The following is a 25,594-nucleotide window of genomic DNA, read 5'->3' as shown; positions in this document are numbered from 1 at the left end:
TGTTCGAGTGCAGCTTAACCACTTTGCCTGTTGCCGCAAATACACAGTTGCTGCAGCCCGGTAACGGCCCGAACCTGAAATCAGCCTGAACGGCCGACGGGTGGCCCCGCGGGGCGAAGCGCCACGGCATCGATGCCGCGATCGTTCAATTTCTTGCGCAACGTGTTGCGGTTCATGCCGAGCAGTTTCGCGGCGCGGATCTGGTTGCCGCGCGTTGCCGCAAGGCTCAGCAACAGCAATGGTTTTTCGAGTTCTGCGAGCACGCGCTCGTAGAGTCCGTCCGGCGGCAGGTCGTCGCCGAACGTGTCGAAATAGCGCGCGAGATGCGCCTCGACCGAACCCGCGAGGCCGCGATTGTCGCTCTCCGCACGCCCGGCAGGCACGCGCTCGCTGCGGAGCGCCTCTTCCACACTGGTCGCGGAAATGACGTCAGAACGTTCGAGCGCCGCGAAGCGCCGCATCAGGTTTTCAAGCTCGCGGACGTTGCCCGGCCAGTCGTGTGCCTGCAGGCGAAGGATAGCTTCGGGCTCCAGAGTCTTGGCCGGCAGCCCTTCCGCCTCGGCACGGCGCAGGAAGTGCGTCGCGAGTTCAGCGATATCGTCGACGCGACTCCGGAGCGGCGGCAGGTGCAGCGGCACCACGTTCAGCCGGTAGAACAAATCTTCGCGGAACAGCCCGGCGTCGACAAGGCGCCGCAGATCCTTGTTCGTCGCGGAAACGATGCGAATGTCGGCCTTGATCGGCCGCATCCCGCCAACCGTGGTGAACTCGCCGGACTGGAGCACACGCAGCAGGCGCGTCTGCGCTTCCATCGGCATGTCGCCGATCTCGTCGAGGAACAGCGTGCCGCCCTGGGCCTGTTCGAAGCGGCCGATTGCGCGCGCCTGCGCGCCGGTAAAGGCGCCGCGTTCGTGTCCGAACAGTTCGGATTCGATGAGTTCGCGCGGGATCGCCGCCATGTTGACCGCCACGAACGGCCCCGTCCGCCGGGAACCGAGGTCGTGCAGCGCCTTCGCCACCAGCTCCTTGCCGGTGCCGGACTCGCCAAGGATGAGCACGGTAAGATCCGTGGGCACCACACGCGCGATCGTGCGGTACACCTCCTGCATCGCAGGCGAACGGCCGATCAGCGGCAGGCCGTCCCCCTCCTCCTTCGCCGCCGTCTTGCGTGCGGGCGCCTGCGATTGTTCGAGCGCAGCGGAAACAACGGCTGACAGCTTGTTGATATCGAACGGCTTCGGCAGGTATTCGAACGCGCCGTTTTCGGTTGCGCGCACCGCTGTCGCCAGCGTGTTTTGCGCGCTCATCACGATCACGGGCAGGCCGGGCCGCCGCGCTAGGATACGCGGCACGGCATCGAGCCCGTCGGCGTCGGGCAGCACGACGTCGGTGATCACCGCGTCCCCTACCCCTGCCTCGATCAGTTGCCATAGCCCCGCGACCGTGTCTGTGGTGCGGACCTCGTGGCCCGCGCGCACGAGAACCTGCCGCACGACGGTGCGGATCGCGGCGTCGTCGTCGGCGACGATGATGGTGCCGGTGCGGCTCACAGGCTGCCCGCCGTCGGCAGCAGCACGCGGAAGATCGTGCGCGGCGGATGGTTCTGCCGGTCGTACTCGATGAGGCCGCCATGGTCGCCGACGAGCTTGGCGACGAGCGCGAGGCCCAGTCCCGTGCCGCCCGGCTTGGTCGAGACGAAGGGGTCGAACAGGTGCTCGGCGACGTCGGCGGGGGCGCCGGGGCCGTCGTCGATCACGCAGACCTCAATGGGCACGGACATGCGCCGTTTCGAACCCTTCACCGCGACCTTCAGGCCGTGCCGATAGGCGCTGCGCAGGCGTATCTTGCCTTTGTTTCCGGTTGCTTCGCTCGCGTTCTTCACGAGATTGACGAAAATCTGAATGAGCGCGTCGCGGTCGCCGTCCACGTCCGGCAGTGAGGGGTCATACTCCTCCTCGAATTCCACATCGCGCGCGAAGCCGTGCTCGGCGAGGCGGCGGACATGGCCAAGGATCAGGTGGATGTTTTCCGGCTGCCGTTTCAGCGGCCGCGTATCGGTGAATTCCTCCATCGAGTCGATCAGCGTGCTGATGCGATCGACCTCGGTACAAATGAGATCGGTGAGTTCGGGGTCGCCGTCCTGCGCCAGAAGCTGCGCGGCGCCGCGAATTCCCGAAAGCGGGTTCTTGATCTCGTGCGCCAGCATTGCCGCCACGCCCACGGCAGTCTTCGCCGCGCCGACCTGTTCGCGCTGACGGTTGACCATTGTCGCGGCGGCACGACGCTGGAACACCAGCGTCGACCAGCCGGGAGAATCCGGCACGGGCGAGACCAGCAGGTCGGCGGTGATACGCCGCCCGCCGATGAACGCGATCTCAAGGTCGTAGGCCGCGAATTCGCCGCCGGTGACGACAGCTTCGAACAGTACAGCACGCACTGCGCTGTCCTCGGGAAAGATCGCGCCCCAACCGCGATCGACGAGCGCGGGCTCGCTGAGATTGAACATGTCCTCGGCGGCAGTGTTCATGCGCGAAGGCGCACCGTTCGCGTCGATAAGAACAATCGGGATCGGAAGGCTTGCGATCAGGTCGTCGGCGCTTGGCGGCGGCACCAATGGAACCGCAGGCACAGTGGCCATATCAGGCGGCCGCCCGGGCGAGCCAGGGCGCGTAGAATTCGCGGAGCATCGCCTTCACCTGTGCGGGATCGCCGACCTGGTTGACGCTGTTCCGGAACTCGGCCGAGCCGTGCATTCCCTTGGTGTACCAGCCGATATGCTTGCGCGCGAGGTTGACGCCGGTGTCGGTGCCGTAAAGCTCCAGCATCATCTCATACTGTTCGAGGATCAGGTGATACTGCTCTTCGATCGTTGGCGCCTTGAAGCGGTGGTCGCAGAGATCGGCCATCACCTCGCCGAGCAGCCACGGGCGGCCGTAAGCCCCCCGCCCCACCATCACCGCGTCCGCGCCGGACTGTTCGAGCGCCGTGCGCGCGTCTTCCATCGAACAGATATCGCCGTTCACCACGACCGGCAGCGAAACCGCGTTTTTCACGTTCCGAACGAACGCCCAGTCGGCGCTGCCCGAATACATCTGGTTGCGCGTGCGGCCGTGCACCGTGATCATCTTGATGCCAAGGTCCTCGGCGATGCGGGCGAGTTCGGGTGCGTTCAGGCTGCCGTGGTCCCAGCCCATGCGCATTTTCAGCGTCACCGGCAGGTCAACCGCTTTCACCGTCGCCTCGATGAGCGAGGCGGCAAGTTTCAGGTCGCGCATCAGCGAGGAGCCGGCGTGCCCGTTCACGATCTTCTTCACCGGGCAGCCCATGTTGATGTCGATGATCGCCGCGCCGCGATCGGCGTTCAGTTTCGCCGCTTCCGCCATGATGCCGGGCTCGCAGCCTGCAAGCTGCATCGAGATCGGCTCTTCGGACGGGTCCCACGCCGCTTTCTGCAGCGACTGGCGCGTTTCGCGCACCATCGCCTGGCTCGCGATCATCTCGGTGACGGTGAGTCCCGCGCCGAAGCGCTTCACGACCTTGCGGAACGGCAGATCGGTGACGCCGGTCATCGGCGCCAGGATCACCGGCTGGTCGATCTTCACCGGTCCGATCGAGATTGGCTTCAGTTTCGGCACTGTCTTCGGCTGCCCAAAAATAAGGCACGGCGCATAACCCAAGCAGGGCTGTTCGGCAAGCACAGCCTGCGCTAAAGCCGCGCGCCATGAACGAAGCGCCAAAGGTCGCCGCCATCGTCGTTGCCGCCGGGAGAGGCTCCCGCGCGGGCGAAGGCGCGCCGAAACAATACAGGGCTCTGGCGGGCCAGCCGGTGATCCGCCGCTCGCTTGCCGCGCTCGCGAGCCATCCGCGCATCGGCCAGGTCGTAGCTGTCATCCATCCGGAAGACGCCGCCGTGTTCGCCGACGCCGCGCAAGGACTCGACGTCCTGCCGGTTCACGGCGGTGCGACGCGTCAAGAATCGGTGCGCCGCGGCCTCGAGGCGCTCGCAGGCTTTCCACCCGACCTCGTCCTGATCCACGACGCCGCCCGCCCCCTGCTCCCGCATGACGTCATCGACCGGCTGCTGGAGGCGCTCGCCGAAAACGACGGTGCCGTCCCCGCCCTCCCCGTCGTCGACAGCCTGCGCACCGGCGAAACCCACGCCGACGGCGAGGTGGACCGCAGCCGCCTGAAGCGCGTCCAGACCCCGCAGGCGTTTCGCTACGCCGCCATAAGCACCGCCCACGCACAGTCTCGGTCGGATGCCACAGACGACGTCGCCGTAGCCCTCACCGCCGGCCTCAGCGTCGCCTTCGTCGAAGGCGACGAACGCCTCGCCAAGCTCACCTACCCCGCCGATTTCGTCCGCGCCGAAACCCTCCTCACCGCCGGCCTCGTCACCCGCGTGGGCCAAGGCTTCGACGTGCATCGCTTCGGCCCCGGCGACCATGTCTGGCTCTGCGGCGTGAAAGTGCCCCACGACCATGGCCTCATCGGCCACAGCGACGCTGACGTCGGCCTTCATGCGCTGACCGATGCCCTCCTCGGTGCCGCAGCAATGGGCGACATCGGAGACCATTTTCCGCCGAGCGACCCAAAATGGCGCGGCGCGCCATCGGACCTTTTCCTCACCCACGCCTGCGACCTCATCCTCGCGCGGGGCGGCATCATCGATCACGTAGATGTCACGCTGATCTGCGAAACGCCGAAGGTCGGCCCGCACCGCGATGCCATGCGGCAGCGGGTGGCCGGACTGTTGCGGCTGCCCTTAGAGGGGGTTAGCATCAAGGCGACCACAACGGAAAAGCTTGGCTTCACGGGACGCGGGGAAGGCATCGCGGCCCAGGCGACAGCTTCGGTTCGGCTCAGCACGGTGGAGATGAAGTGAAACGCCCAGTCCTGATCCTGGCTCTAGCGAGCCTGTCGTTTTCCAGCGCCCATGCCGAAACCGGTAAGGACTGCATGAACCAAGCGCAGGCCCTCGCCTTCTCCGATTTCTTGCTCGCCACGGTGGCGCCCATCGTCGCGGAGCAGTGCGGCACCGGGCACGCGGCCGTTTCGCCGGCAATCGCCGCCGCTCAGCCGCAGCTCCGCACGCGCTTCAAGGCGCGCGGTGACGCCGCTTGGCCAGTAGTGCTCGATCATTTCCTGGGCCAGCAGGAAGATAAGGCTGTGGCGGACGAAATGCGCAAGCAGAGCGACGCCATGCGCCCGCTCGTGGCGAGTGTGACGGCGAGCGCGATTATCAAGGACATGTCGGCAAGCGATTGTGCGATGGCCAACGATCTCGTGGACGCCTTGCTGCCCCTGCAGGATGCGCAGATCGCGCGCCTCGTCACAGCCTTCATGCGTATCGGTGCCGGCAAGTCCTCGTCCGGCCCTCAACTTTGCCCGCTGGGAGCAAAAGAGTGACATTGTTCGACGACGAGATAATCGCGCTGGCGCGCCGCGTGGTGGAATTGAACGTGGCGGCAGGCCGCAAGGTCGTGCTTGCGGAATCCTGCACCGGAGGCCTTGTCTGCGGCGCGATTACCGAGATTCCCGGTTCCTCCGCTGTGCTGGAGCGCGGTTTCGTTACCTATTCAAATGAGGCCAAGACGGCGCAGCTCGACGTACATGGCGATGTGCTGGAAACCTTCGGCGCGGTTTCGATCGCGACGGCTTGGGCGATGGCGCAGGGCGCTCTCGCGCACAGCGATGCGGACGTTGCCGTTGCGATCACCGGCATCGCCGGGCCGGATGGTGGATCGGAATCGAAGCCTGTCGGCACCGTTGTCTTCGCCCGCGCAATCCGGGATGCGGACCCGGAAGACGTGGTGGCGGACATGAGGCAGTTCGGCGACATCGGCCGCACCGGCATTCGCCTTCAGGCCGTGCGCTGCGCGCTCGAACTGTTGCTCCCGGAAGAGGCGCCCGCTGCCGCATAGACTTTGGCGGCGCGCGTTTCGAACGCCGTCACCATCTTGCGGAAAGCCTCGTGGAAATACGCGCCCGCGAGCGTGTTCAGGATCGATTGCCGGAAGGCGAAATCGACGTGGAAGTCGACTTCCGTACCGCCGCCCACCGCCTTGAAGCGCCAATCGTTGTAGAGAAACTTGAGCGGCCCCGAGACATAATCAATGTGGATGTGGTGCGGCCTGTCCAGCACCACGCGACTGGTGAAGGTCTCGCGGAACACCTTGAAGCCCACGACCATGTCGGCGAGCATCTCTGTATCGCTGCGCGATTTCACGCGCGTCGCGATGACCCACGGCAGAAACTCGCCGTAGCGGCCAACATCGGCGACGAGATCAAAGAGCTGCTCCGGCGTGTACGGAAGAACCCGAACCTCGTGGTGTTCAGGCATCGGCGCGTTGATGCTTCGCCAGGCGCGCGGCCTTGAGCTTCGCGAAGTCGTCGCCCGCGTGGTATGACGAGCGCGTGAGCGGCGAAGCCGCGACCAGCGCGAAACCCTTTGCACGGCCGAGCGATGCGTAAGACTTGAACGTGTCCGGCGTCACGAAATCGATCACCTTCGCATGACGCGGTGTCGGCTGCAGATACTGGCCGATGGTGAGGAAATCGATGTCGGCGGAGCGCATGTCGTCCATCACCTGATGGATCTCCAGCCGCTCCTCACCAAGGCCGACCATCAGGCCGGACTTGGTGAAGATCGTCGGGTCGAGCGTCTTCACGCGTTCAAGCAGGCGCAGCGAGTGATAGTAGCGCGCGCCGGGGCGGATCGTCGGATAGAGCCTCGGCACGGTTTCAAGGTTATGGTTGTAGACGTCCGGCCGCGCATCGACGATGCGCTTCACCGCCTCGTCCGCCTTGTTGCGGAAGTCCGGCGTCAGAATCTCGATCGTGGTGTTCGGCGCGCGGCGGCGCATCGCCTCGATCACGCGCACGAACTGCATCGCGCCGCCATCCGCAAGGTCGTCGCGATCGACGCTCGTGATCACGATGTGCTCAAGGCCAAGCTCTGCCGCGGCGGTAGCGACGTGTTCCGGCTCCAACGGATCGACCGGGTTCGGCATCCCCGTCTTCACGTTGCAGAAGGCGCAGGCGCGCGTGCACGTGTCGCCCAGAATCATCACCGTGGCGTGCTTCTGGGTCCAGCATTCGCCGATGTTCGGGCACGCGGCTTCCTCGCACACCGTATTGAGGCCAAGATTTCGCATCAGCTTGCGCGTCTGCGCAAAGCCAACGCTTGTCGGCGCTTTCACGCGCAGCCAGTCCGGCTTGCGGGTGCGGATCGGGGAAACGGGTGCGGGATCAACATCTGCCATGCGCGCTTAGATAGCGGCGGCGGCCGCATAATCCAACCGTGAGTTCTTGCATGGCAGGCATGAACGGGTTAGCCGCTTTCCCATGTCTGGCTTTGATGAACTGATCGACGGCTACCGCCGGTTTCGCGGCGGCGCCTATCTCGCCCAGAAGGCGCGCTACGACTCGCTGAGGTCTAGCCAAAGCCCCAAGACCATGATCATTTCCTGCTCCGACAGCCGCGTCGACCCGGCGATGATCTTCGACGTGGGTCCGGGCGAGATTTTCACGGTACGCAACATCGCGAACCTCGTGCCGCCGTTCGAGATTGGCGGCGGCCGCCACGGCGTTTCAGCCGCGCTGGAGTTTGCCGTGACACAACTCGAAGTCGAGAACGTCGTCGTGATGGGCCATGGCGGCTGCGGCGGCGTGCAGGCTGCCCTCACCCGCAAGTTCGAAGGTGCTCCCGCCGGTGCGGGCGGCTTTATCGCGCACTGGATCGACCTTCTGGACGAGGCGCGCGACCGCATCCTCCACGACCATGGTGGCCGTGTGGATCGCGACGTTGAATATGCGCTGGAGCTTGAGGCCGTGAAGGTCTCTCTCCAGAATCTGCGTACCTTCCCGTGCATCCCGGAGCGTGAGGCGTCCGGCAAGCTGAGGCTGATCGGCGCCTATTTCGCGATCCGCGACGGTGTGCTCCACGTCCTCGACGAGGCTACTGGTAGTTTTTCTCCTGCGGGATAGTTTCCTGAATATCCCGACGTTTTCGGGCCTGTATCCGAATTTACGGGATTAAATCCGAAAATTTCACGACGTTTCAAAGTTTTCTTGCAAGATTATTGAATTTTCCGTTTCCCCGCGCCGAAAGCACAGGGGAAGGATCATTCGTGTCGACCATCGATGAAAAGCTGGAGCCGATCTACGCCGAGGTTCTGCGACGCAACCCCGCCGAGGTAGAATTCCATCAGGCCGTCCGCGAGGTTCTGGACAGTCTCGGCACGGTGGTCGCCAAACATCCTGACTATGCCGACGGCGCTCTGATCGAGCGCATTTGCGAGCCTGAGCGCCAGATTATCTTCCGTGTGCCGTGGGTGGACGACAAGGGGCAGGTCCAGATCAACCGCGGCTTCCGCGTCGAGTTCAACTCGGCGCTCGGCCCCTACAAGGGTGGACTTCGCTTCCACCCGAGCGTGCTGCTCGGCACGGTGAAGTTCCTCGGCTTCGAGCAGGTGTTCAAGAACGCTTTGACCGGCCTTCCGATCGGCGGCGGCAAGGGCGGGTCGGATTTCGACCCCAAGGGCCGCTCCGAAGGCGAGATCATGCGCTTCTGCCAGTCGTTCATGACCGAGCTTTACCGCCACATCGGCGAGCATACGGACGTGCCAGCGGGCGACATCGGCGTCGGCCAGCGTGAGCTTGGCTACATGTTCGGCCAGTACAAGCGCATCACCAACCGCTACGAATCCGGCGTTCTCACCGGCAAGGGCCTCACGTGGGGCGGCTCCAAGGTCCGCACCGAAGCGACGGGTTACGGAGCCGTCTACTTCGTATCGGAGATGTTGAAGTCGCGCGGTCTCGATTTCGATGGCCGCACCGTCGTCGTCTCGGGCTCGGGGAACGTCGCCGTCTACACGATCGAGAAGATCCTCAGCCTCGGCGGCAAGGTCGTCGCCTGTTCGGATTCCGCGGGCTATGTCGTCGACAAGCGCGGCATCGACCTCGACCTTCTGAAGGAGATCAAGGAAACCCGCCGCGCCCGCATTGCCGACTACGCCGAAATCCGGCGCGACGGCGCGCAGTTCGTGCCGAACGGCACGATCTGGGACGTGCCCTGCGACGTCGCCATGCCCTGCGCCACGCAGAACGAACTCACCGGATCGGATGCCCGCACGCTGGTGAAAAACCGCGTCATCGTGGTGGGCGAAGGCGCGAACATGCCCTGCACGCCCGAAGCCGTCCGTGCGTTTCAAGACGCGGGCGTGCTGTTCGGCCCCGGCAAGGCGACAAACGCGGGCGGCGTTGCCACCAGCGCGCTCGAAATGCAGCAGAACGCCTCGCGCGACAGTTGGTCGTTCGAAGACACCGAAGCCCGGCTCGCGAACATCATGCGCGGTATCCACGAACGCTGCGCCGAAACGGCGGACGCGTACGGCGACCCCGGCAACTATGTCGCGGGCGCGAACATCGCGGGCTTCATCCGCGTAGCAGAAGCGATGCGGGCGCTCGGCGTCATCTGACGCGGCGCCCGCGCCGCATCAGATGTGAAGCGGGCGGCCGTAAGCGGCGAGCACGCTTTCGTGCATCATTTCCGAAAGCGTCGGGTGTGGGAACGTCGTGCCCATCAGCTCGGCCTCGGTCGTCTCCAGCTCGCGCGCAACGACATAACCCTGGATCAGCTCGGTGACTTCCGCGCCCACCATGTGCGCGCCCAGAAGCTCGCCGGTAGCCTCGTCGAACACGGTTTTCACGAAGCCTTCGGTCTCGCCGAGCGCGATCGCCTTGCCATTGCCGATGGCCGGGAACTTGCCGACCTTCACCTTGTAGCCCGCTTCCTTCGCCTTCGCCTCGGTGAGGCCCACGGAGGCAACCTGCGGGCGTGAGTAGGTGCAGCCGGGGATGTTGGCGGTGCTCATCGCGTGAACATCCTTCACGCCCGCCATCTTCTCGACGCAGACCACTGCCTCGTGCATCGCCTTGTGTGCAAGCCACGGCCCGGCGGTGACGTCTCCGATCGCCCAGATGCCCTCAACGCTGGTGCGGCCGTACCCGTCCGTCTCGATGTGTTTGTTCGGAAGCTGCTTCACCCCGAGCTTTTCAAGGCCGATGTCCTCGATGTTCGGCACGATGCCGACCGCGACGATAACGTGGCTGAATTCCTGCGTTTCGACCTTGCCGTCCGCAAACTTGATCTCGGCCTTCACACCCTTGGCGGCCGCTTCGAGCTTCTGAACGCCGGTCTTCGTGTGGATCGCCATGCCCTGCTTGGTGAGCGCCTTTTCCATGAATGCGCTGACCTCGGCGTCCTCCACCGGGAGGATGCGCTCCAGCATCTCGACGACCGTCACCTTCGCGCCAAGGTCCGAATAGAAGCTCGCGAACTCGATGCCGATGGCGCCCGATCCGATCACCAGCAACTTTTCCGGCACGGCTTCCGGCACCAGCGCATGGCGATACGTCCAGATGCGCTTGCCGTCGGCCTTGGCGAACGGAAGCTCGCGTGCGCGGGCGCCGGTCGCAACGATGATGTTCTTTGCTGAAAGCTCGGTCGTCTTGCCGTCCTTCGTAACGGAGAGCTTGCCCTTCTCCGTCAGCGACCCGACGCCCTCGTGAACGTCGATCTTGTGCTTCTTCATCAGCCCCTTGACGCCGCCGTTCAACTGATCGGCGACCTTGCGGCTGCGTGCCACCACGGCCTTGATGTCGAACGACGGCTTCTCGACGCTGAGACCATAAGCCGAAGCGTGCGTCAGATAATGAAAAATCTCCGACGAGCGCAGTAGCGCCTTCGTCGGGATACACCCCCAGTTGAGGCAGATGCCGCCAAGCCGCTCGCGCTCCACAATGGCCGTCTTCATTCCAAGCTGCGCCGCACGGATGGCAGCGACATAGCCCCCCGGCCCGGAGCCGAGGACGATGAGATCATAGCTGGACATGGCCGATCCTTACGCGAGCAGGGTGAGCGGGTTTTCGACGAGGCGCTTGAACGCCTGCATCAGGCGCGCCCCGTCCGCGCCGTCGATGGCGCGGTGGTCAAAGCTGCCCGTCGCTGACATCACCGTGGCAATGGCGAGCGCATCGTTCACGATGAACGGCCGCTTCTCGCCCGCGCCGATCGCCATGATCATGCCCTGCGGCGGGTTGATGACGGCTTCGAACTGCTTGATGCCGTACATTCCCATGTTGGAGATGGAGGCGGTGCCGCCCTGATATTCGTGCGGCTGGAGTTTGCCCTCCTTGGCGCGGCCCGCGAGTTCCTTCATCTCGGCGGCGATGGCGGACAGGCTCTTGCTGTTCGCACCCACGATGATCGGCGTGATGAGACCGTTCGGGATCGACACGGCCACCGAGACGTCGGCGCGGCTGTATTTGAAAAGCTGGTCGCCCGAGATCGAGACATTGCACTCCGGCACCTCGATCAGCGCGGCGGCGAGCGCCTTGATCAGCAGATCGTTGACGCTCAGCTTCACGCCGCGCGCCTCAAGCGCCGCGTTCAGCTCGCCGCGCAGCTTCAGGAGCGCATCGAGCTGGATGTCCACCGTGAGATAGATGTGCGGGATCGTCTGCTTCGCCTCGGTGAGGCGCCGCGCAATCGTCTTGCGCATGTTCGAAAGCTTCACCGCTTCGTGCGGAATCTCGGTTTCGAACGCCGCGGGCGCCGCCACCGGCATCGGTGCAGCCGCCTTGACGGGTGTAGCGGCCGCCGGTTTGCCGACATCGAGGTCCGCCTTCACGACGCGTCCGCCGGGGCCACTGCCCTGCACGTCACCAAGGTCGATGCCCTTGGCTTCGGCTATACGCCGCGCGAGCGGGCTTGCCTTCAGGCGGTCGCCCGAATCCGTTGTCGTCGGAGCGGGTGTCGCAGGTTTCGGCGCTTCAGCCTTCACCGGTTCGGGCGCAGGCGCAGGCTTTTCTTCAGCTTTCGGAGCCGGTGCAGCTGCCTTCGGCGCCTCCTTTGGCTCGGCCTTGGGCGCAGAAACAGCCTCGCCCTCTTCAGCAAGCACGGCGATGAGTTGGCCTACCGGAACATCCTCAGTTCCCGCGGCGACGACGATTTTCGACACGATGCCTTCGTCGATGGATTCAACCTCCATCGTGGCCTTGTCGGTCTCAATCTCGGCGATGACGTCACCCGGCGAGACCTTGTCGCCTTCCTTCACCAGCCATTTCGCGAGCGTCCCCGCCTCCATCGTCGGCGACAGCGCGGGCATTGTAATGTCAATCGGCATGTTCAGTCCTTGTAGGTAACGCGCTTGGCAGCGGCAACGACGTCAGCGGCTTTCACGAGGGCAGCTTTTTCGAGGTTTGCCGCATAGGGCAGCGGAACATCGACATTGGTAATGCGGAGGACGGGGGCGTCGAGATCGTCGAAGCCGTCCTCCATCACGATCGCCATGATTTCCGAGGCGATCGAGCACTGCGGCCAGCCTTCCTCGACAACGACCATGCGGTTCGTTTTCTTGAGGCTGGCGAGCACGGTCGTGCGGTCGAGCGGACGCAAGGTGCGAAGGTCGACGACTTCGGCCTCGATCCCCTCCTCCGCCAGCGTCTTCGCCGCGTCGAGCGCGACGCCGACGCCGATCGAATAGGACACGATGGTGACATCGCGCCCCTCGCGCGCGATCCGTGCCTTGCCGATGGGGAGGACATAATCCTCCACCTCGGGCACGTCGAAGCTCTGGCCGTAAAGCAGCTCGTTTTCCAGGAACACGACCGGATCGGGCGAACGGATCGCCGCCTTCAGCAGCCCCTTCGCGTCCGCCGCGCTGTACGGCGCGATCACGATAAGGCCGGGCACGCTGGCGTACCACGGGCCGTAGTTCTGGCTGTGTTGCGCACCAACGCGCGACGCCGCGCCGTTCGGGCCGCGGAACACCATCGGGCAACGCATCTGGCCGCCCGACATGTAGTTGGTCTTGGCGGCCGAGTTCACGATGTGGTCAATCGCCTGCATGGCGAAGTTGAACGTCATGAACTCGACGATCGGCCGCAGCCCACCCATCGCCGCGCCCGTGCCGACACCCGCGAAGCCGTATTCGGTGATCGGCGTGTCGATCACGCGGCCCGGCCCGAACTCTTCGAGCAAGCCCTGCGTCACCTTGTAGGCGCCCTGATACTCGGCGACCTCTTCACCCATCACGAAGACGCGGCTGTCGGTGCGCATCTCCTCCGCCATCGCATCGCGCAGGGCTTCGCGCACGGTCATGCGGCGGAGGTTGGTTCCTGCCGGGATTTCCGGATCGTTTGCGATCTCCGGCTGCGGCGTCGGGATCGCCTTTGCGCCCAATGGAGCCTCGATCTTCTGCTCTGGCAGTTTCGCCGGAGCCTCTTCCTTGACGGCAAGTTTTTCGGCCTTGGCGGCGACTTCACCTTCGCCGTTGTCGATCACCGCGATCAGCGTGCCGACCGCAACGCCGTCCGAACCCGCCGGCACGAGGATTTTCGAGAGAACGCCGCCCTCATCGGTTTCGAGTTCCATCGTTGCCTTGTCGGTTTCGATCTCGGCGATCACATCGCCGGGCTTCACGTCGTCGCCTTCCTTCACCAGCCACTTGGCGAGCGTGCCTTCTTCCATCGTAGGAGACATGGCGGGCAGCTTGATTTCGATCGCCATCAGTAGCTCCCCACCAGAACATCGGTATACAGCTCGGAAAGCTCAGGCTCGGGTGTCTGCTCGGCGAAGTCCGCGGAATCGTTGACGATGGCGCGCACCTCCTTCTCGATGTCCTTGAGCTTCGCTTCGTCGACGCCCGCCGCGAGCAGGTGTTTCTTCGCCGCCTCGATCGGATCGGACTTCTCGCGCATCGCCTGCACTTCCTCGCGCGAGCGATATTTCGCGGGGTCGGACATGGAATGGCCGCGATAGCGGTAGGTTTTCAGTTCCAGGAGCAGCGGCCCCTTGCCCGAGCGGACCCATTCGATCGCCATCTGGGCGGCACCGCGCACTTCGAGCACATCCATGCCGTTCACCTGGATGCCTTCGATGCGGAAGCTCTCGCCGCGGCGATAAAGCTGGTCTTCCGCGCTCGCACGGTTGACGCTGGTGCCCATCGCATACTGGTTGTTTTCGATCACGTAGACCACGGGGAGCTTCCACAGCTCCGCCATGTTGAAGCTTTCGTACACCTGGCCCTGGTTGGCGGCGCCGTCGCCGAAATAGGTGAGGCAGACGTTGCCGTCGCCCTTGTATTTGTGCGCGAAGGCGAGACCAGTGCCCAGCGGCACCTGCGCTGCGACGATGCCGTGTCCGCCATAGAAGCCGTGCTCGACGCTGAACATGTGCATCGAGCCGCCCTTGCCCTTGGAAATGCCCGCAGCGCGACCGGTCAGTTCCGCCATCACGGCACGCGATTCGATGCCGCAGGCGAGCATGTGGCCGTGGTCGCGGTAACCGGTGATGACGCTGTCACCAGCCTTCAGCGCGGACTGGAGACCGACGACGACGGCTTCCTGTCCGATGTAGAGGTGGCAGAAGCCGCCGATCAGACCCATGCCGTAAAGCTGGCCCGCCTTTTCTTCAAAACGGCGGATGAGCAGCATCTGGCGGTAGAAATCGAGGAGTTCGTCGACGCTGGCCTTGTAGGGCGAATAGTCGGGCAGCCGATCCAGCCCTTCGCGCGCTTCGGATTTGCGGTGCTGAGCTTCCGTCTTTGTTTTACGAGCGGCAGGTTTGGGCTTGGGCGCAGTTTTCGCCTCTTTGGTTCGCACGGCGATGATCCCCTCCTCTGGTTCGCAGGGTAAAGTTTTTTACTTCACCGCCGCTATACGTGCGACCGCGTGTAAAGTTCAAGCGCGAGCGCGAACCTTGATTGCTTATTTGTCGAGACGGATGACGAACTCGTCTTCGCGGACGAGGCCCAGATTCTCGCGCACGAGTTCGTCGGCAAGGTCGGGATCGACTTTGGAGGGGCTGAGGAGCGCAACCTTGCGTTCAAGATCTGCTTTGCGCTTTGCGACCACGGCCGCTTCCTTCGCAAGACGCACCTCCTCGGCCTTGTAGCCGCCGAGCGCGAGAATACCCGTGTCGCCCGCAACCGCGTGCCATCCGAAGAACGCAACGAGGCCGATACACAGCGCGGGAAGCCACGCTGAGCGGATATAGGAGACAAGGCGGACGGGTTCGCTCACGTCCGCCTTTGAATCACGCGAATCCCAATGATTCAAGCGTTATTTTGCGCGGAGAATCGATCGACCCGCATATGTGGCCGCATCGCCCAGTTCTTCCGCGATGCGGATGAGCTGGTTGTACTTCGCGAGCCGGTCAGAGCGCGCCATGCTGCCGGTCTTGATCTGGCCGCAGTTCGTCGCAACGGCGAGGTCGGCGATGGTCGCGTCCTCGGTCTCGCCCGAGCGGTGCGACATCACTGCCGTGTAGCGCGCGCGGTGCGCCATGTTCACGGCTTCAAGCGTTTCCGAGAGCGTACCAATTTGGTTAACTTTCACCAGAATGGAGTTCGCGGTGCCCTTTGCGATACCGTCGCGAAGGCGCGCCGGGTTTGTCACGAAGAGGTCGTCGCCGACGAGCTGGACACGATTTCCGACGCGGTCGGTGAGCAGCTTCCAGCCGTCCCAATCGTCTTCACCCATCCCGTCTTCGATCGAGATGATCGGGTAGCGGTCGCAAAGGCTTGCAAGGAAGTCTACCATCTCGGCCGACGACAGCGACTTGCCTTCGCCCGTCATCTCGTACTTGCCGTCTTTGTGGAATTCGGTAGAGGCGCAGTCGAGCGCCAGCATCACCTCGTCACCCACCTTGAACCCGGCCTTTTCCACCGCGCCCATGATGAAGTCGAGCGCCGCCTCGGCGCTCGCCAGGTTCGGTGCGAAGCCGCCCTCGTCGCCGACGGCGGTCGCGAGACCCTTGTCGTGCAGCGACTTCTTCAGCGTGTGGAAGATCTCCGCGCCCCAGCGCAGGCCCTCGCCAAAGCTCTCCGCGCCGACCGGCATGATCATGAATTCCTGGAAGTCGATCGGGTTGTCGGCGTGTGCGCCGCCGTTCAGGATGTTCATCATCGGCACCGGGAGTACGCTCGCCGAGACGCCGCCGACATAGCGATAGAGCGGAAGCCCACGCGAATCCGCTGCGGCCTTTGCTGCCGCGAGGCTGACGCCGAGAATGGCGTTGGCGCCGAGCCGCGCCTTGTTGGGCGTGCCGTCGAGTGCGATCAGCGTGCTATCCAGCTCGAGCTGGTCTTCGGCGTCCATGCCGAGCAGGGCGTCCTGAATTTCACCATCAACGGCGGCGCACGCCTTCTCGACGCCCTTGCCGAGCCAGCGGCTCTTGTCGCCGTCGCGAAGCTCAACCGCTTCGTAAGCGCCGGTCGAGGCCCCCGAGGGCACGGCGGCGCGGCCGAAGGCGCCATCCTCCAGCGTCACCTCGACCTCCACGGTCGGATTGCCGCGGCTGTCGAGAATCTGTCTGGCGTGGATGTCGATGATCGCGGTCATGGCGTCGCTCCGGCTGGTGAAAATGTCTTGCGTGCGCGCTCTTAATCAGCCTCGGCGCGTGGGGCAACGCCGCTTGTAGAGCCAATGTCGCAATGCCGCCTTGTTTTTGTCGAGGACGGAACCAACATCCTGTTCTATTGTTCTATTACAGCTCCTGTAAGCCCGAAAGGAATTGGCATGTCCGACACTCTTCCCGCGCCTGCTGCTGCCGATCCGGTTGCCGCGAAACCGGACCGGCTGGCCACCATCAAGGCTGAAGCCAGCAAGCTGAAGACCGAAGCCTCGACAAAGGCGCGCAGCGCCGCCGAGGAAGGCAAGACCCGCGCCGCCGAAACCCTTGGCAGTGTGTCGCATGTCACGCGCGAAGCCGCCGACAAGCTGAAAGGTACGCAGGCGGAGCCGCTCGCGAACATCATCAATTCAGCCGCCGATTCGGTGGAGTCCTTCGCGCAGCGGATGCGCGAGAAGACCGTCGACGACATTATCGATGACACCCGCGAGATGGTACGCCGTTCGCCGGTGTTGGTGATTGCCGCTGCGGCTGCCGCCGGCTTCATTATCTCGCGCTTCCTCAAGGCGAGCCGCAACGACGACGCCGAAGCCTGAGAGGACCAACAGGGGTGGCCGATCAGGACGTAAAAATCTCCGATCTCTTCGAGCGCCTTGTCGACGAAGGCGGAGACCTGCTGCAGGCGGAAGTCCGCATTGCCGAAGCGAAGATCGCCCGGCGTCTTCAATTGGCGCGGCGACCGCTTGGCTTGCTCAGCGCTTCGGTTGCGTTGGCGTTTGTCGCTCTGATGGGCATTGCGACTGCGCTCGTCGTGCTGCTCGGACCGCTCGTCGGATTTTTCCTGGCGGTGGTGATTGTCACTGTGATCGCTGCGGGCGCGTCGTGCCTTTTGTTCGTTGAAGGGCGCAAGCGTCTTGAGATCGTGCTCGAGCCCCCATCCCTGCTGCGCCACCGGAGCGAAATGTGAACGACGATCCCGTCAACACGGCCCTCTATGAAGCGGAAGCCGCCGAGGCGCGGCGGCGGATCGCGCTGACCGTCGGCGAGATCCGGCATCGGCTCGATCCCCGCACGATTGCCAACGAGGCGATTGATGCAGCCGCTGAACGGGGGGCGGAACTGGTTGCACGCGGCCGTCAGGCTGCGCGCGAAAATCTTGGCGCTATCTCCATCGTCGGCGCGCTTGCCGGCATGTTGGCGGGCGCTCGGCACAATCGGAAGAGCAGAAAGGCACCCGCCATGAGCGAGTACGAAGATGACTTCGGCAACGAAGCGCCGGGCAAGGACCGGCTGGAAAGCGTGAAGCAGACAGCGCAGCAAGTGCGCGAGACGGTGACACACAAGGCGCAGGCCGCACGCGACGTCGCGGGCGAAAAGCTCGCTTCCGCGCGCCAGCACGCGAATGATGCCTGGGAAACAGCGCGTGAGCGCGCCGCGGACTATTCGGAACGCGCGAAGATCCAGGCGGCGAAGGCGCGCGAGCGGACAGTCGAAAGCGTCGAGGAGAACCCGATCACGGCCGTGCTTGCGGGTGCAGCGCTTGGCGCGATCATCGGTGCATTGCTGCCGCGCAGCAGCAGCGAGAATCGCACGATCGGCCCCGTCCGCGACAAGCTCGCGTCAACGGCGCGTACGGCGGCCAGGGTCGCGCGCACAGCCGGCGAAGCAAAGCTTGCCGAGCTTGGGATCAAGGAAGCTGCCAAGCTGCGTTTCAACGAGATCAAGGAGGGCGCGGCCGAGGTCGCCAAGTCCGCAACGACCGCCGTCCGCAGCAAGGGCAAGACGGTGAACGGCACCAATCCCGAAGACGAGGGGCCCGCCGAGCTCGCTTAAGCGGCGGCGGGAACAACCTCGTCGATTTCCGACGGCACGAGGCCCACTTCGCGCAGCATCCGCCGTGCGGAATCGGGTTGCTCGAAGGCTTCGACAACGAGACCGTAGCGGATACCGGTGAGCCTTGAGACGACCGCCTGCATCAGCTCGCGGTCGCCAAGCCTCCCCGCGCGGATAACGAGCGAGGGTTGCAACTTCCCGGCCGCGTGCAGTTGGTCGACCATGGCGATGAGATCGAGCACATCGGTTTCGCCGCCGCCCAGAATGAACGCCGCGCCCTCGGAAACCTGCGAAAGCCCTTTCGCGAACTGCTGAAACCGGTCCCCCTCGCCCGCCATCCGCGCTCTGAGGCGGCTTGAAACCAGCGCGACGAGCCGTTCCGCTATGGCAAGCGGCAGCGATGGACGATCGGCGAGCGGCATCGCCACCGCCTCTTCGTCGCCAAAGCGTTCAACAGCGCGCGCCATCGCGACTTCCGCGATGGCAGCGCCGGCGTTGGCGGCAAGCGTGGACACCGCTCGCACCTCGGCATGTTCGACGATCGCCGCCGAAACCGGCTCTCGCACTACGGGCCGCCTTGCAATGGCGACACGGTGGTCTTCGCTCCGCGACTTCACGATCTCGACCAGCATGTCGTCGTCGAGGAGGTCGCTCGCCTTCAGGATCGGCTCTGCGACTTCGATCACGTCGTGCGCCATGCGCAGCGCCACGTCCTGCGGAATATCCGTGCTTGAAGCGATGGTCTGCGCCAGCGCCTTGCGCACCTCCACCTCGACGTCGTGCGCGATCGCACGCACGATATCGTCCGCAATTCCGCGCTCGCGGTCGCCGAACAGGCGCTGCGTGTAGCTGTGTCCGAGCTTCAGCGCGAGTGCGCGGCGGGCATCCGGATTCGCGTTCTCCTGCAGCCGTTCGACGTCGGCAAGAGAGGGCAGAAGCGGGTCCATCCCTTTACAATAGCCCGAAAAACATTACCGATTAATCGCCGATTCACAGGGGATCGCGCATTCCATACGCATGGAAAAGAAAGCTGAGCACATGAAAACGCGCGCTGTCCGTCTGGTTGTCCTTTCCGCTTTTGCCGCGTTGATCGCCGGTCCGGCGGCGGCGGCAGACGGTGCGCAACTGTTCAAGACCCGCTGCGGCATCTGTCACTGGGACCCCGCGCAGGCGGGCGAAAAGCCGCGCCAAGGCCCATCGCTCAAAAAGCTGATCGGGCGCACTGCGGGCACCGAAAAGAGCTTCACCCGCTATTCTCCCGCGATGAAGAAAGCGGGTTTCAAGTGGACTGCGGACAAGCTCGACACCTATCTAGACAATCCTCGTAAAGTGGTTCCGGGAACCTCAATGGCCTTTGTCGGGTTGAAGAAGCCTGACGAGCGCAAGGCGGTCGTCGATTATCTCTTGAAGGCGACGCGCTGAGCGCACGCCGAACGGACGGAGTTCTGATCAATGCTTATTCGCGCAATCGCGATTCTTCTCGCCTCGGCGGCCGTTGCCACGCCCGCTGCCAGCCTTGCTGCGCAAACGACGGCGCCCTCCGACAACGGCAAGGCTGCCGGCGTCTTCATTTCCGACCTTTCCCAGCGCGCCTACGCCGTGCTTCGCGACAAGTCGAACGACAAGAACGACGTGCGGACCAAGTTTCGCGCCCTCCTCAAGGAGAACTTCGCGGTCACCGACATCGGCAACCGCCTCATCCGTCGTCACGTGCGGACGATCAGCAAGCAGCAGTATCAGGCCTATCAGGCAGCGTTCCCGAACTACGTGGTCGACACTTATACGGACAACCTGTTCGAGTTCGCCGACAGCGAACTCAAGGTTCTCCGCACCGTGCCCCGCGGTACGCGCGGGACCATCGACGTATACGCCCGCGTGATCCGCAAGAACGGTGCGCAGCCGATCGATTCGATCTGGACGGTAAAGAAGAACGAAAGCGGCAAGTATGTCGTCGACAACCTGACCGTAGCCGGCGTGAACCTCTCGCTGACGCAGGAAGCCGACTTCACGGCCTATATCCAGAAGAACGGCTTCGACTCCCTCGTCCAGTTTATGAGGGATCGCAAGTCCGCATGACATCGGTGATAGACCGCCAGGCTGCGGCGTTCGTACACCCGTCGGCGCAGCTTTACGGTCGCATCCATATCGAGGAAGGCGCCTCGGTCTGGTGCAACGTGGTCATGCGCTCGGAGGCGGAGCATATCCGCATCGGGCGCTTCACAAACATCCAGGATTTCGTGATGATCCACGCCGAGCCGGGCCGCGCGGTGGAAATCGGTGATTACTGTTCGATCACCCACCATGCGACGATCCACGCCTGCAAGCTCGGCAATAACGTGCTCGTCGGCGTGAATGCCACGATCTTCAATGATGCGGTGATCGGCGACAACAGCATCGTCGGCCAGCACGCCTTCGTGCGCGATGGCACCGAGGTGCCGCCGAACAGTATCGTCGTCGGCTCGCCCGCGAAGGTGATCCGCACCCAGAATAGCTGGATCGCAAACCGGATGAACGCGCTCATCTACCACCGCAACGCGCTCGCCTACGCGAAGGGCGATCACAGGGCGTGGGAAGGGGCGGATTTCGAACGCTGGGTCGGTGCGACGCTGGAACGCTTGCAGCGTGAGTTCGAGGCGCTATAGCGCACTTGCATGGACCAGACTGAAAAACAGAAACTCCACCTCGTGTTTGGCGGACGCGTCGCGGACCCGCGCGGGCTCGAGTTCGAAGACCTCTCCGCGCTCGACATCGTCGGCATCTTCCCGGACTTCAAGAGCGCGGAAAACGCCTGGCGTGCCAATGCGCAGCGCACGGTGGACGATGCGGCGATGAAGTACGTCGTCGTGCACCTGCACCGGCTGCTGGAGCCTGACGCGGACCCTTCAGTCTAGCGCAACCGCTTTGCTATGGCGGCGCGGGCGAGCGGCAGCGCCGTGATCAGGCCCGCCACGAAGCCGCCGATGTGCGCGCCGATCGCGATGCCACCGCCATCCGTGTTGAGCACGAGCCCGGTTGCGACCTGCAAGCCGATCCACAGCGCAGCGAGTTGCAGCGCGCGCGTGAACTCGCCCTTCCCGCCTGAACGCCCGAAGATCATCGCGTGCGCGGCGAATACGCCCGAAATCGCCCCGCTGGCGCCCACAACCGGGATTTGCGAGCCGGGATCGAGCGCGACCTGAACAAGCCCGCCCGCAATGCCCGAGACGAAGAACAGCAGCAGGTAGCGCCAGCGGCCGAGCACCGCCTCCACGAAGCGGCCGATCCAGGCAAGGAACAGCATGTTGAAGCCAAGGTGTGCCCAGCTTCCGTGCAGGAAGATCGAAGAGACGAGCGTCGCCGGGGCCGGGATGGCGTGATCGAGGATGAGGCTGCCGCCGATCCGCGCAGGGATCAGCCCGCCGCTCATGCTGATCGCCATCTCGAAAGCCGGGCCGCCCAGCGTCACCGCAAGCTGGATAAGGACGCAGGCGATAATGATCGCGCGGGTCGCGAGATCCACGCGTTCAGCTTCCACCGGCCCTCTGCCTTTCAGATGAAGTTGAGCTTGGCGATCTCGTAATACCTGTCGCCGGACGGGGTCGAAACTTCGACCTCCTCACCTACGCGGCGCCCGATAAGTGCGCGGCCGAGCGGGGACGTGTACGAGATGCGGCCCTGCTTGGCATCGGCCTCGTAGGGGCCGACGATCTGATAAGTGACGGGCTTGTCGTCCTCGTCGAGGAGGTCGACAGTCGCGCCGAACACCACCTTGTCGCCCGAAAGCGTCGTGGGATCGATCACCTGCGCGCGCGCGATCTGGTCTTCCAGTTCGATGATCTGCGCTTCGATCTGACCCTGGCGTTCCTTCGCTGCGTGATATTCGGCGTTTTCCGAAAGGTCGCCGTGCGCGCGCGCCTCCTCGATGGCCTGCACCACCTCGGGACGGTCCACCGTCTTCAGCTTTTGCAGCTCGGTCTGCATTCTTGCATGACCGGACGGCAGGATCGGAAGCTTTTCAAGCGTCGCCATATTCGTAACCACTCCTCAGCCCACTCCCCCGGCAAACCGGCCCCTCGCCGGAAAATCCGCCGTCTCTTCGCCAGAACTGTCGGGGATCAGGTATCGAGATCAGAATAGTAAGATTGCAGCGAGCGGACTGCAAGGGGTTGTTGACGCATCGCCCGGATGGCCATCACGGTCGCCAGCGATTCCGCCGCCGTCGTATAGTACGGAATCTTGCCGTAAAGTGCCGAGGCGCGGATCGATTGCGAGTCCTTCAGGCTCTGTGCGCCTTCGGTGGTGTTGAAGATGAGGTCGATGTCGCCGTCCTTGATCCGGTCGACGATATGCGGCCGCCCTTCGAGCACCTTGTTGACCGGCTCCACCGCGATCCCCTGCTCTGCAAGGTAGCTCGCCGTGCCCGAGGTCGCGACGATGCGGAAGCCGAGATCGATCAGGCTCTTCGCAGCCGTCAGGATCACAGGCTTGTCCGTATCCTTCACCGAAACGAAGACCGTGCCGCTGTCGGGCAGCGTCGTCCCCGCGCCGAGCTGGCTCTTGGCGAAGGCGGTAGCGAAATCGGCGTCGATGCCCATCACCTCGCCGGTCGACTTCATCTCCGGCCCGAGGATCGGATCGACGCCGGGGAAGCGCGCAAACGGAAACACGGCCTCTTTCACGGCGATATAGGGAATATCGCGGTTGATCGGGCCGAACGAGGCAAGCGGCTCGCCCGCCATCACGCGCGCGGCGATCTTCGCGATCGGACGCCCGATCGCCTTGGCCACGAACGGCACCGTGCGGCTTGCGCGGGGGTTCACCTCGATGAGGTACACGGCGCCGTCCTTCACGGCGTACTGCACGTTCATCAGACCCTTGACCTTCAGTGCCTTCGCGAGCGCCACGGTCTGCCGCTCGATCTCGGCCACGACCTCTTCGGAGAGGCTGTAGGGCGGCAGCGAGCAGGCGCTGTCGCCGGAATGAACGCCGGCTTCCTCGATGTGCTGAAGCACGCCCGCCACGACCACATCCGTGCCGTCCGAAAGGGCATCGACATCGACCTCGACAGCATCGCGAAGGTACTGGTCGACGAGCACCGGCGATGAGCCGGACACCTTAACCGCCGTCGCGATGTAGGTTTCGAGCTGCGTCTGGTTCTCCACAACCTCCATCGCGCGGCCGCCGAGCACGTAGGACGGGCGCAACAGCACCGGGTAGCCGATGCGGTCGGCCTCGCGGATCGCTTCTTCAAGGCTGCGTGCAAGACCGTTCGAGGGCTGCTTCAGACCAAGGTCGCCGACGAGCTTCGCGAAGCGCTCACGGTCCTCGGCAAGGTCGATGGCGTCGGGCGAGGTGCCGAGGATCGGGATGCCCGCATCCTCTAGCCCCTGCGCGAGTTTCAGCGGCGTCTGTCCGCCGAATTGCACGATCACACCTGCAAGCGTGCCGTTAGACATCTCGACGTTCAGGATTTCGAGCACGTCTTCGGTGGTCAGCGGTTCGAAATACAGGCGGTCCGACGTGTCGTAGTCGGTCGAGACCGTCTCCGGGTTGCAATTGACCATGATGGTCTCGTAGCCCGCCTCGTCGAGCGCGAAACAGGCGTGGCAGCAGCAATAGTCGAACTCGATGCCCTGCCCGATGCGGTTCGGCCCGCCACCGAGGATGACGACCTTCTTCGCGTCCGTCGGCTGGCTTTCGTCCTCGGGCACACCGAAGCTCGGCGCCTCATAGGTCGAATACATGTAGGGCGTCTTCGCCTCGAACTCCGCGGCGCAGGTGTCGATGCGCTTGAATACCGGGCGCACGCCAAGGCCCCGGCGCTGCTCGGCGACCGCCGCCTCGTGCCAGCCGACAAGCGTTGCGAGCCGCGCGTCCGAAAAGCCCATCGCCTTCAGCGCGCGGAAATCGTCGGCGCCTTTCGGCAGGCCGTTTTCGCGAACCTTTTCCTCGGCCTCCACGATTTCGCGGATGCGCGCGATGAACCATGGGTCGTAAGCTGAAAGCCGGTGGATATCAGCATCCGAAATGCCGCGCCGCAGCGCCTCTGCAACGACGAGCAGCCGGTCCGGCGTCGCAAGCGCCAGCGCCGCTTCCACCTCGTCGTTCCCCGCGCCCGCCAGCGCCTCGACCTCGTCAAAACCGGTCAGCCCGGTTTCGAGGCCGCGTAGCGCCTTCTGCATACTCTCGTGGATCGAACGGCCGATCGCCATTACCTCGCCCACGGATTTCATCGCCGTCGTCAGCGTATTCGCCGCGCCCTTGAACTTCTCGAACGCGAAACGGGGAATCTTGGTGACGACATAGTCGATCGTCGGCTCGAAGCTCGCGGGCGTCGCGCCGGTGATGTCGTTCTCGATCTCGTCGAGCGTGTAGCCCACCGCAAGCTTCGCCGCGACCTTGGCGATCGGGAAGCCGGTCGCCTTCGAAGCGAGTGCCGAGGAGCGCGACACGCGCGGGTTCATTTCGATGACGACGAGGCGACCGTCCTTCGGGTTGACCGCGAACTGGACGTTCGAACCGCCTGTTTCAACGCCGATTTCACGCAGAACCGCGATGCTCGCGTTCCGCATGATCTGATATTCCTTGTCGGTCAGCGTGAGTGCCGGGGCGACGGTGATGCTGTCGCCCGTATGGACGCCCATGGGATCGACGTTCTCGATCGAGCAGATGATGATAGCGTTGTCGTTCCGGTCGCGGACGACTTCCATCTCATACTCTTTCCACCCGAGCAGCGATTCCTCGATCAGCACCTCGGTGGTCGGGCTGGCATCGAGCCCGCCGCGCACGATCTCTTCGAATTCCTGCCGGTTATAGGCGACGCCGCCGCCGGTGCCGCCCATCGTGAAGCTGGGGCGGATGATGGAGGGAAGACCCGTGCGCTCCAGCACCTCGAACGCCTCGTCGAGCGTATGCGCGATGCCCGAACGCGCGCTTTCCAGACCGATCTTGTCCATCGCCTCACGGAACTTCAGCCGGTCCTCGGCCTTGTCGATGGCTTCTGCATCGGCGCCGATCAGTTCGACGCCGTATTTTTCGAGCGTCCCGTCGCGCGCCAGCGCCAGCGCCGTATTCAGCGCCGTCTGCCCGCCCATCGTCGGCAGCACGGCGTCAGGCCGTTCCCTCTCAATGATCTTCGCGACCATCTCCGGCGTGATCGGCTCGACATAGGTGGCGTCCGCCATGTCCGGGTCGGTCATGATCGTCGCGGGGTTGGAGTTCACCAGAATGATCCGGTAACCCTCCTCGCGCAGCGCCTTGCACGCCTGCGTGCCCGAATAATCGAACTCACACGCCTGCCCGATAACGATAGGGCCCGCGCCGATGATGAGGATGGAGGAGATGTCCGTGCGTTTGGGCATG

General features: G+C 64.1%; 27 protein-coding genes. 12 read left to right on the top strand and 15 right to left on the bottom strand.

Going from position 1 to position 25,594, the window contains the following annotated elements; translation table 11 throughout:
• Nucleotides 1-80: 80 nt before the first annotated feature.
• The 3 genes from ntrC to dusB are packed head-to-tail and all read right to left on the bottom strand — an operon-like array spanning nt 81 to nt 3,635.
• Nucleotides 81-1,550 carry a nitrogen regulation protein NR(I) gene (gene ntrC / locus ACE3TJ_RS00970; protein WP_374592972.1) on the bottom strand — a complete coding sequence of 490 codons (1,470 nt, stop codon included), beginning with the start codon at nt 1,548-1,550 and terminating at the stop codon, nt 81-83.
• Nucleotides 1,547-2,638 (bottom strand): nitrogen regulation protein NR(II), encoded by a 1,092-nt coding sequence (locus ACE3TJ_RS00965; RefSeq protein ID WP_374592970.1) that lies wholly within the window; start codon nt 2,636-2,638, stop codon nt 1,547-1,549. Before ACE3TJ_RS00965 ends, ntrC begins: the two co-directional genes overlap by 4 nt.
• A gap of 1 nt (nt 2,639) precedes the next feature.
• Nucleotides 2,640-3,635: a tRNA dihydrouridine synthase DusB gene (gene dusB, locus ACE3TJ_RS00960; protein ID WP_374592968.1), complete on the bottom strand. Its 996-nt coding sequence runs from the start codon at nt 3,633-3,635 to the stop codon at nt 2,640-2,642.
• Nucleotides 3,636-3,721: 86 nt separating this feature from the next.
• Between dusB and ACE3TJ_RS00955 the strand changes: the two genes are divergently transcribed.
• Genes ACE3TJ_RS00955 through ACE3TJ_RS00945 form a run of 3 tightly spaced genes read left to right on the top strand, consistent with a single transcriptional unit; the run spans nt 3,722 to nt 5,924 of the window.
• Nucleotides 3,722-4,885 carry a bifunctional 2-C-methyl-D-erythritol 4-phosphate cytidylyltransferase/2-C-methyl-D-erythritol 2,4-cyclodiphosphate synthase gene (locus ACE3TJ_RS00955; protein WP_374592966.1) on the top strand — a complete coding sequence of 388 codons (1,164 nt, stop codon included), beginning with the start codon at nt 3,722-3,724 and terminating at the stop codon, nt 4,883-4,885.
• Entirely contained in the window at nt 4,882-5,409 is a 528-nt protein-coding gene (locus ACE3TJ_RS00950) for a hypothetical protein (protein WP_374592964.1), read from the top strand. Before ACE3TJ_RS00955 ends, ACE3TJ_RS00950 begins: the two co-directional genes overlap by 4 nt.
• Complete coding sequence (locus tag ACE3TJ_RS00945; protein WP_374592962.1) at nt 5,406-5,924, top strand: CinA family protein; 519 nt, start codon at nt 5,406-5,408, stop codon at nt 5,922-5,924. The genes ACE3TJ_RS00950 and ACE3TJ_RS00945 overlap by 4 nt, the downstream gene beginning before the upstream one ends.
• Here the strand turns inward: ACE3TJ_RS00945 and ACE3TJ_RS00940 are convergent.
• Both ACE3TJ_RS00940 and lipA read right to left on the bottom strand, forming a co-directional pair.
• Nucleotides 5,864-6,343, bottom strand: a complete 480-nt coding sequence (locus ACE3TJ_RS00940) for a type II toxin-antitoxin system RatA family toxin (protein ID WP_374592960.1) — start codon at nt 6,341-6,343, stop codon at nt 5,864-5,866. The genes ACE3TJ_RS00945 and ACE3TJ_RS00940 overlap by 61 nt on opposite strands.
• The gene (gene lipA / locus ACE3TJ_RS00935) at nt 6,336-7,265 is read right to left on the bottom strand and encodes a lipoyl synthase (protein ID WP_374592958.1); all 930 of its coding nucleotides are present in this window, start codon (nt 7,263-7,265) and stop codon (nt 6,336-6,338) included. The genes ACE3TJ_RS00940 and lipA overlap by 8 nt, the downstream gene beginning before the upstream one ends.
• Before the next feature lie 82 nt (nt 7,266-7,347).
• Between lipA and ACE3TJ_RS00930 the strand changes: the two genes are divergently transcribed.
• Together ACE3TJ_RS00930 and gdhA are read left to right on the top strand one after the other, a co-directional pair.
• Nucleotides 7,348-7,989 (top strand): carbonic anhydrase, encoded by a 642-nt coding sequence (locus ACE3TJ_RS00930; protein WP_374592956.1) that lies wholly within the window; start codon nt 7,348-7,350, stop codon nt 7,987-7,989.
• 143 nt (nt 7,990-8,132) lie between these two features.
• A complete protein-coding gene (gene gdhA, locus ACE3TJ_RS00925) occupies nt 8,133-9,482 on the top strand; it encodes an NADP-specific glutamate dehydrogenase (protein WP_374592954.1) in 1,350 nt (449 codons plus the stop codon).
• An 18-nt stretch (nt 9,483-9,500) separates the two neighbouring features.
• Here gdhA and lpdA read toward each other — a convergent pair whose 3' ends face one another.
• From lpdA to eno, 6 genes are all read right to left on the bottom strand, one after another.
• Complete coding sequence (gene lpdA, locus ACE3TJ_RS00920) at nt 9,501-10,898, bottom strand: dihydrolipoyl dehydrogenase (protein ID WP_374592952.1); 1,398 nt, start codon at nt 10,896-10,898, stop codon at nt 9,501-9,503.
• A gap of 9 nt (nt 10,899-10,907) precedes the next feature.
• Nucleotides 10,908-12,191, bottom strand: coding sequence for a pyruvate dehydrogenase complex dihydrolipoamide acetyltransferase (locus ACE3TJ_RS00915; RefSeq protein ID WP_374592950.1), 1,284 nt, complete (start codon nt 12,189-12,191; stop codon nt 10,908-10,910).
• Nucleotides 12,192-12,193: 2 nt separating this feature from the next.
• Entirely contained in the window at nt 12,194-13,576 is a 1,383-nt protein-coding gene (locus ACE3TJ_RS00910; RefSeq protein ID WP_374592948.1) for a pyruvate dehydrogenase complex E1 component subunit beta, read from the bottom strand.
• Nucleotides 13,576-14,571, bottom strand: a complete 996-nt coding sequence (gene pdhA / locus ACE3TJ_RS00905) for a pyruvate dehydrogenase (acetyl-transferring) E1 component subunit alpha (protein WP_374599250.1) — start codon at nt 14,569-14,571, stop codon at nt 13,576-13,578. Before pdhA ends, ACE3TJ_RS00910 begins: the two co-directional genes overlap by 1 nt.
• A gap of 204 nt (nt 14,572-14,775) precedes the next feature.
• Entirely contained in the window at nt 14,776-15,090 is a 315-nt protein-coding gene (locus ACE3TJ_RS00900; RefSeq protein WP_374592946.1) for a septum formation initiator family protein, read from the bottom strand.
• Nucleotides 15,091-15,129: 39 nt separating this feature from the next.
• Nucleotides 15,130-16,410 (bottom strand): phosphopyruvate hydratase, encoded by a 1,281-nt coding sequence (gene eno / locus ACE3TJ_RS00895; protein ID WP_374592944.1) that lies wholly within the window; start codon nt 16,408-16,410, stop codon nt 15,130-15,132.
• A 177-nt stretch (nt 16,411-16,587) separates the two neighbouring features.
• Between eno and ACE3TJ_RS00890 the strand changes: the two genes are divergently transcribed.
• Genes ACE3TJ_RS00890 through ACE3TJ_RS00880 form a run of 3 tightly spaced genes read left to right on the top strand, consistent with a single transcriptional unit; the run spans nt 16,588 to nt 18,253 of the window.
• Entirely contained in the window at nt 16,588-17,016 is a 429-nt protein-coding gene (locus ACE3TJ_RS00890) for a hypothetical protein (protein ID WP_374592942.1), read from the top strand.
• 14 nt (nt 17,017-17,030) lie between these two features.
• Complete coding sequence (locus ACE3TJ_RS00885; protein ID WP_374592940.1) at nt 17,031-17,387, top strand: phage holin family protein; 357 nt, start codon at nt 17,031-17,033, stop codon at nt 17,385-17,387.
• A complete protein-coding gene (locus ACE3TJ_RS00880; protein WP_374592938.1) occupies nt 17,384-18,253 on the top strand; it encodes a hypothetical protein in 870 nt (289 codons plus the stop codon). Before ACE3TJ_RS00885 ends, ACE3TJ_RS00880 begins: the two co-directional genes overlap by 4 nt.
• On the opposite strand, the gene ACE3TJ_RS00875 is transcribed toward ACE3TJ_RS00880, so the two are convergent.
• Nucleotides 18,250-19,200 (bottom strand): DUF2336 domain-containing protein, encoded by a 951-nt coding sequence (locus tag ACE3TJ_RS00875; RefSeq protein WP_374592936.1) that lies wholly within the window; start codon nt 19,198-19,200, stop codon nt 18,250-18,252. The two genes, ACE3TJ_RS00880 and ACE3TJ_RS00875, sit on opposite strands and share 4 nt — an antisense overlap.
• A gap of 91 nt (nt 19,201-19,291) precedes the next feature.
• Between ACE3TJ_RS00875 and ACE3TJ_RS00870 the strand changes: the two genes are divergently transcribed.
• The 4 genes from ACE3TJ_RS00870 to ACE3TJ_RS00855 are packed head-to-tail and all read left to right on the top strand — an operon-like array spanning nt 19,292 to nt 21,144.
• Complete coding sequence (locus ACE3TJ_RS00870) at nt 19,292-19,675, top strand: cytochrome c family protein (RefSeq protein WP_374592934.1); 384 nt, start codon at nt 19,292-19,294, stop codon at nt 19,673-19,675.
• 30 nt (nt 19,676-19,705) lie between these two features.
• Nucleotides 19,706-20,329: a phospholipid-binding protein MlaC gene (locus tag ACE3TJ_RS00865; RefSeq protein WP_374592932.1), complete on the top strand. Its 624-nt coding sequence runs from the start codon at nt 19,706-19,708 to the stop codon at nt 20,327-20,329.
• Complete coding sequence (locus ACE3TJ_RS00860) at nt 20,326-20,895, top strand: gamma carbonic anhydrase family protein (RefSeq protein WP_374592930.1); 570 nt, start codon at nt 20,326-20,328, stop codon at nt 20,893-20,895. Before ACE3TJ_RS00865 ends, ACE3TJ_RS00860 begins: the two co-directional genes overlap by 4 nt.
• Nucleotides 20,896-20,904: 9 nt before the next feature.
• Complete coding sequence (locus ACE3TJ_RS00855) at nt 20,905-21,144, top strand: DUF4170 domain-containing protein (RefSeq protein ID WP_374592928.1); 240 nt, start codon at nt 20,905-20,907, stop codon at nt 21,142-21,144.
• Here ACE3TJ_RS00855 and ACE3TJ_RS00850 read toward each other — a convergent pair.
• The 3 genes from ACE3TJ_RS00850 to carB form a co-directional block, all read right to left on the bottom strand.
• On the bottom strand, nt 21,141-21,752 hold the full coding sequence (locus tag ACE3TJ_RS00850) for a rhomboid family intramembrane serine protease (RefSeq protein ID WP_374592926.1): 612 nt from the start codon (nt 21,750-21,752) through the stop codon (nt 21,141-21,143). The two genes, ACE3TJ_RS00855 and ACE3TJ_RS00850, sit on opposite strands and share 4 nt — an antisense overlap.
• A 29-nt stretch (nt 21,753-21,781) precedes the next feature.
• Nucleotides 21,782-22,261 carry a transcription elongation factor GreA gene (gene greA / locus ACE3TJ_RS00845; RefSeq protein WP_374592924.1) on the bottom strand — a complete coding sequence of 160 codons (480 nt, stop codon included), beginning with the start codon at nt 22,259-22,261 and terminating at the stop codon, nt 21,782-21,784.
• Nucleotides 22,262-22,347: 86 nt separating this feature from the next.
• Complete coding sequence (gene carB, locus ACE3TJ_RS00840) at nt 22,348-25,593, bottom strand: carbamoyl-phosphate synthase large subunit (protein WP_374592922.1); 3,246 nt, start codon at nt 25,591-25,593, stop codon at nt 22,348-22,350.
• Between the last annotated feature and the right edge of the window lies 1 nt (nt 25,594).

Origin of the sequence: Sphingosinicella sp. (genome assembly GCF_041916975.1) — a bacterium.
In the GTDB taxonomy this organism is placed as follows: domain Bacteria; phylum Pseudomonadota; class Alphaproteobacteria; order Sphingomonadales; family Sphingomonadaceae; genus Sphingosinicella.
Note: the sequence above shows the minus strand (reverse complement) of the source record. Positions and strands in the feature narration are given on the sequence as shown.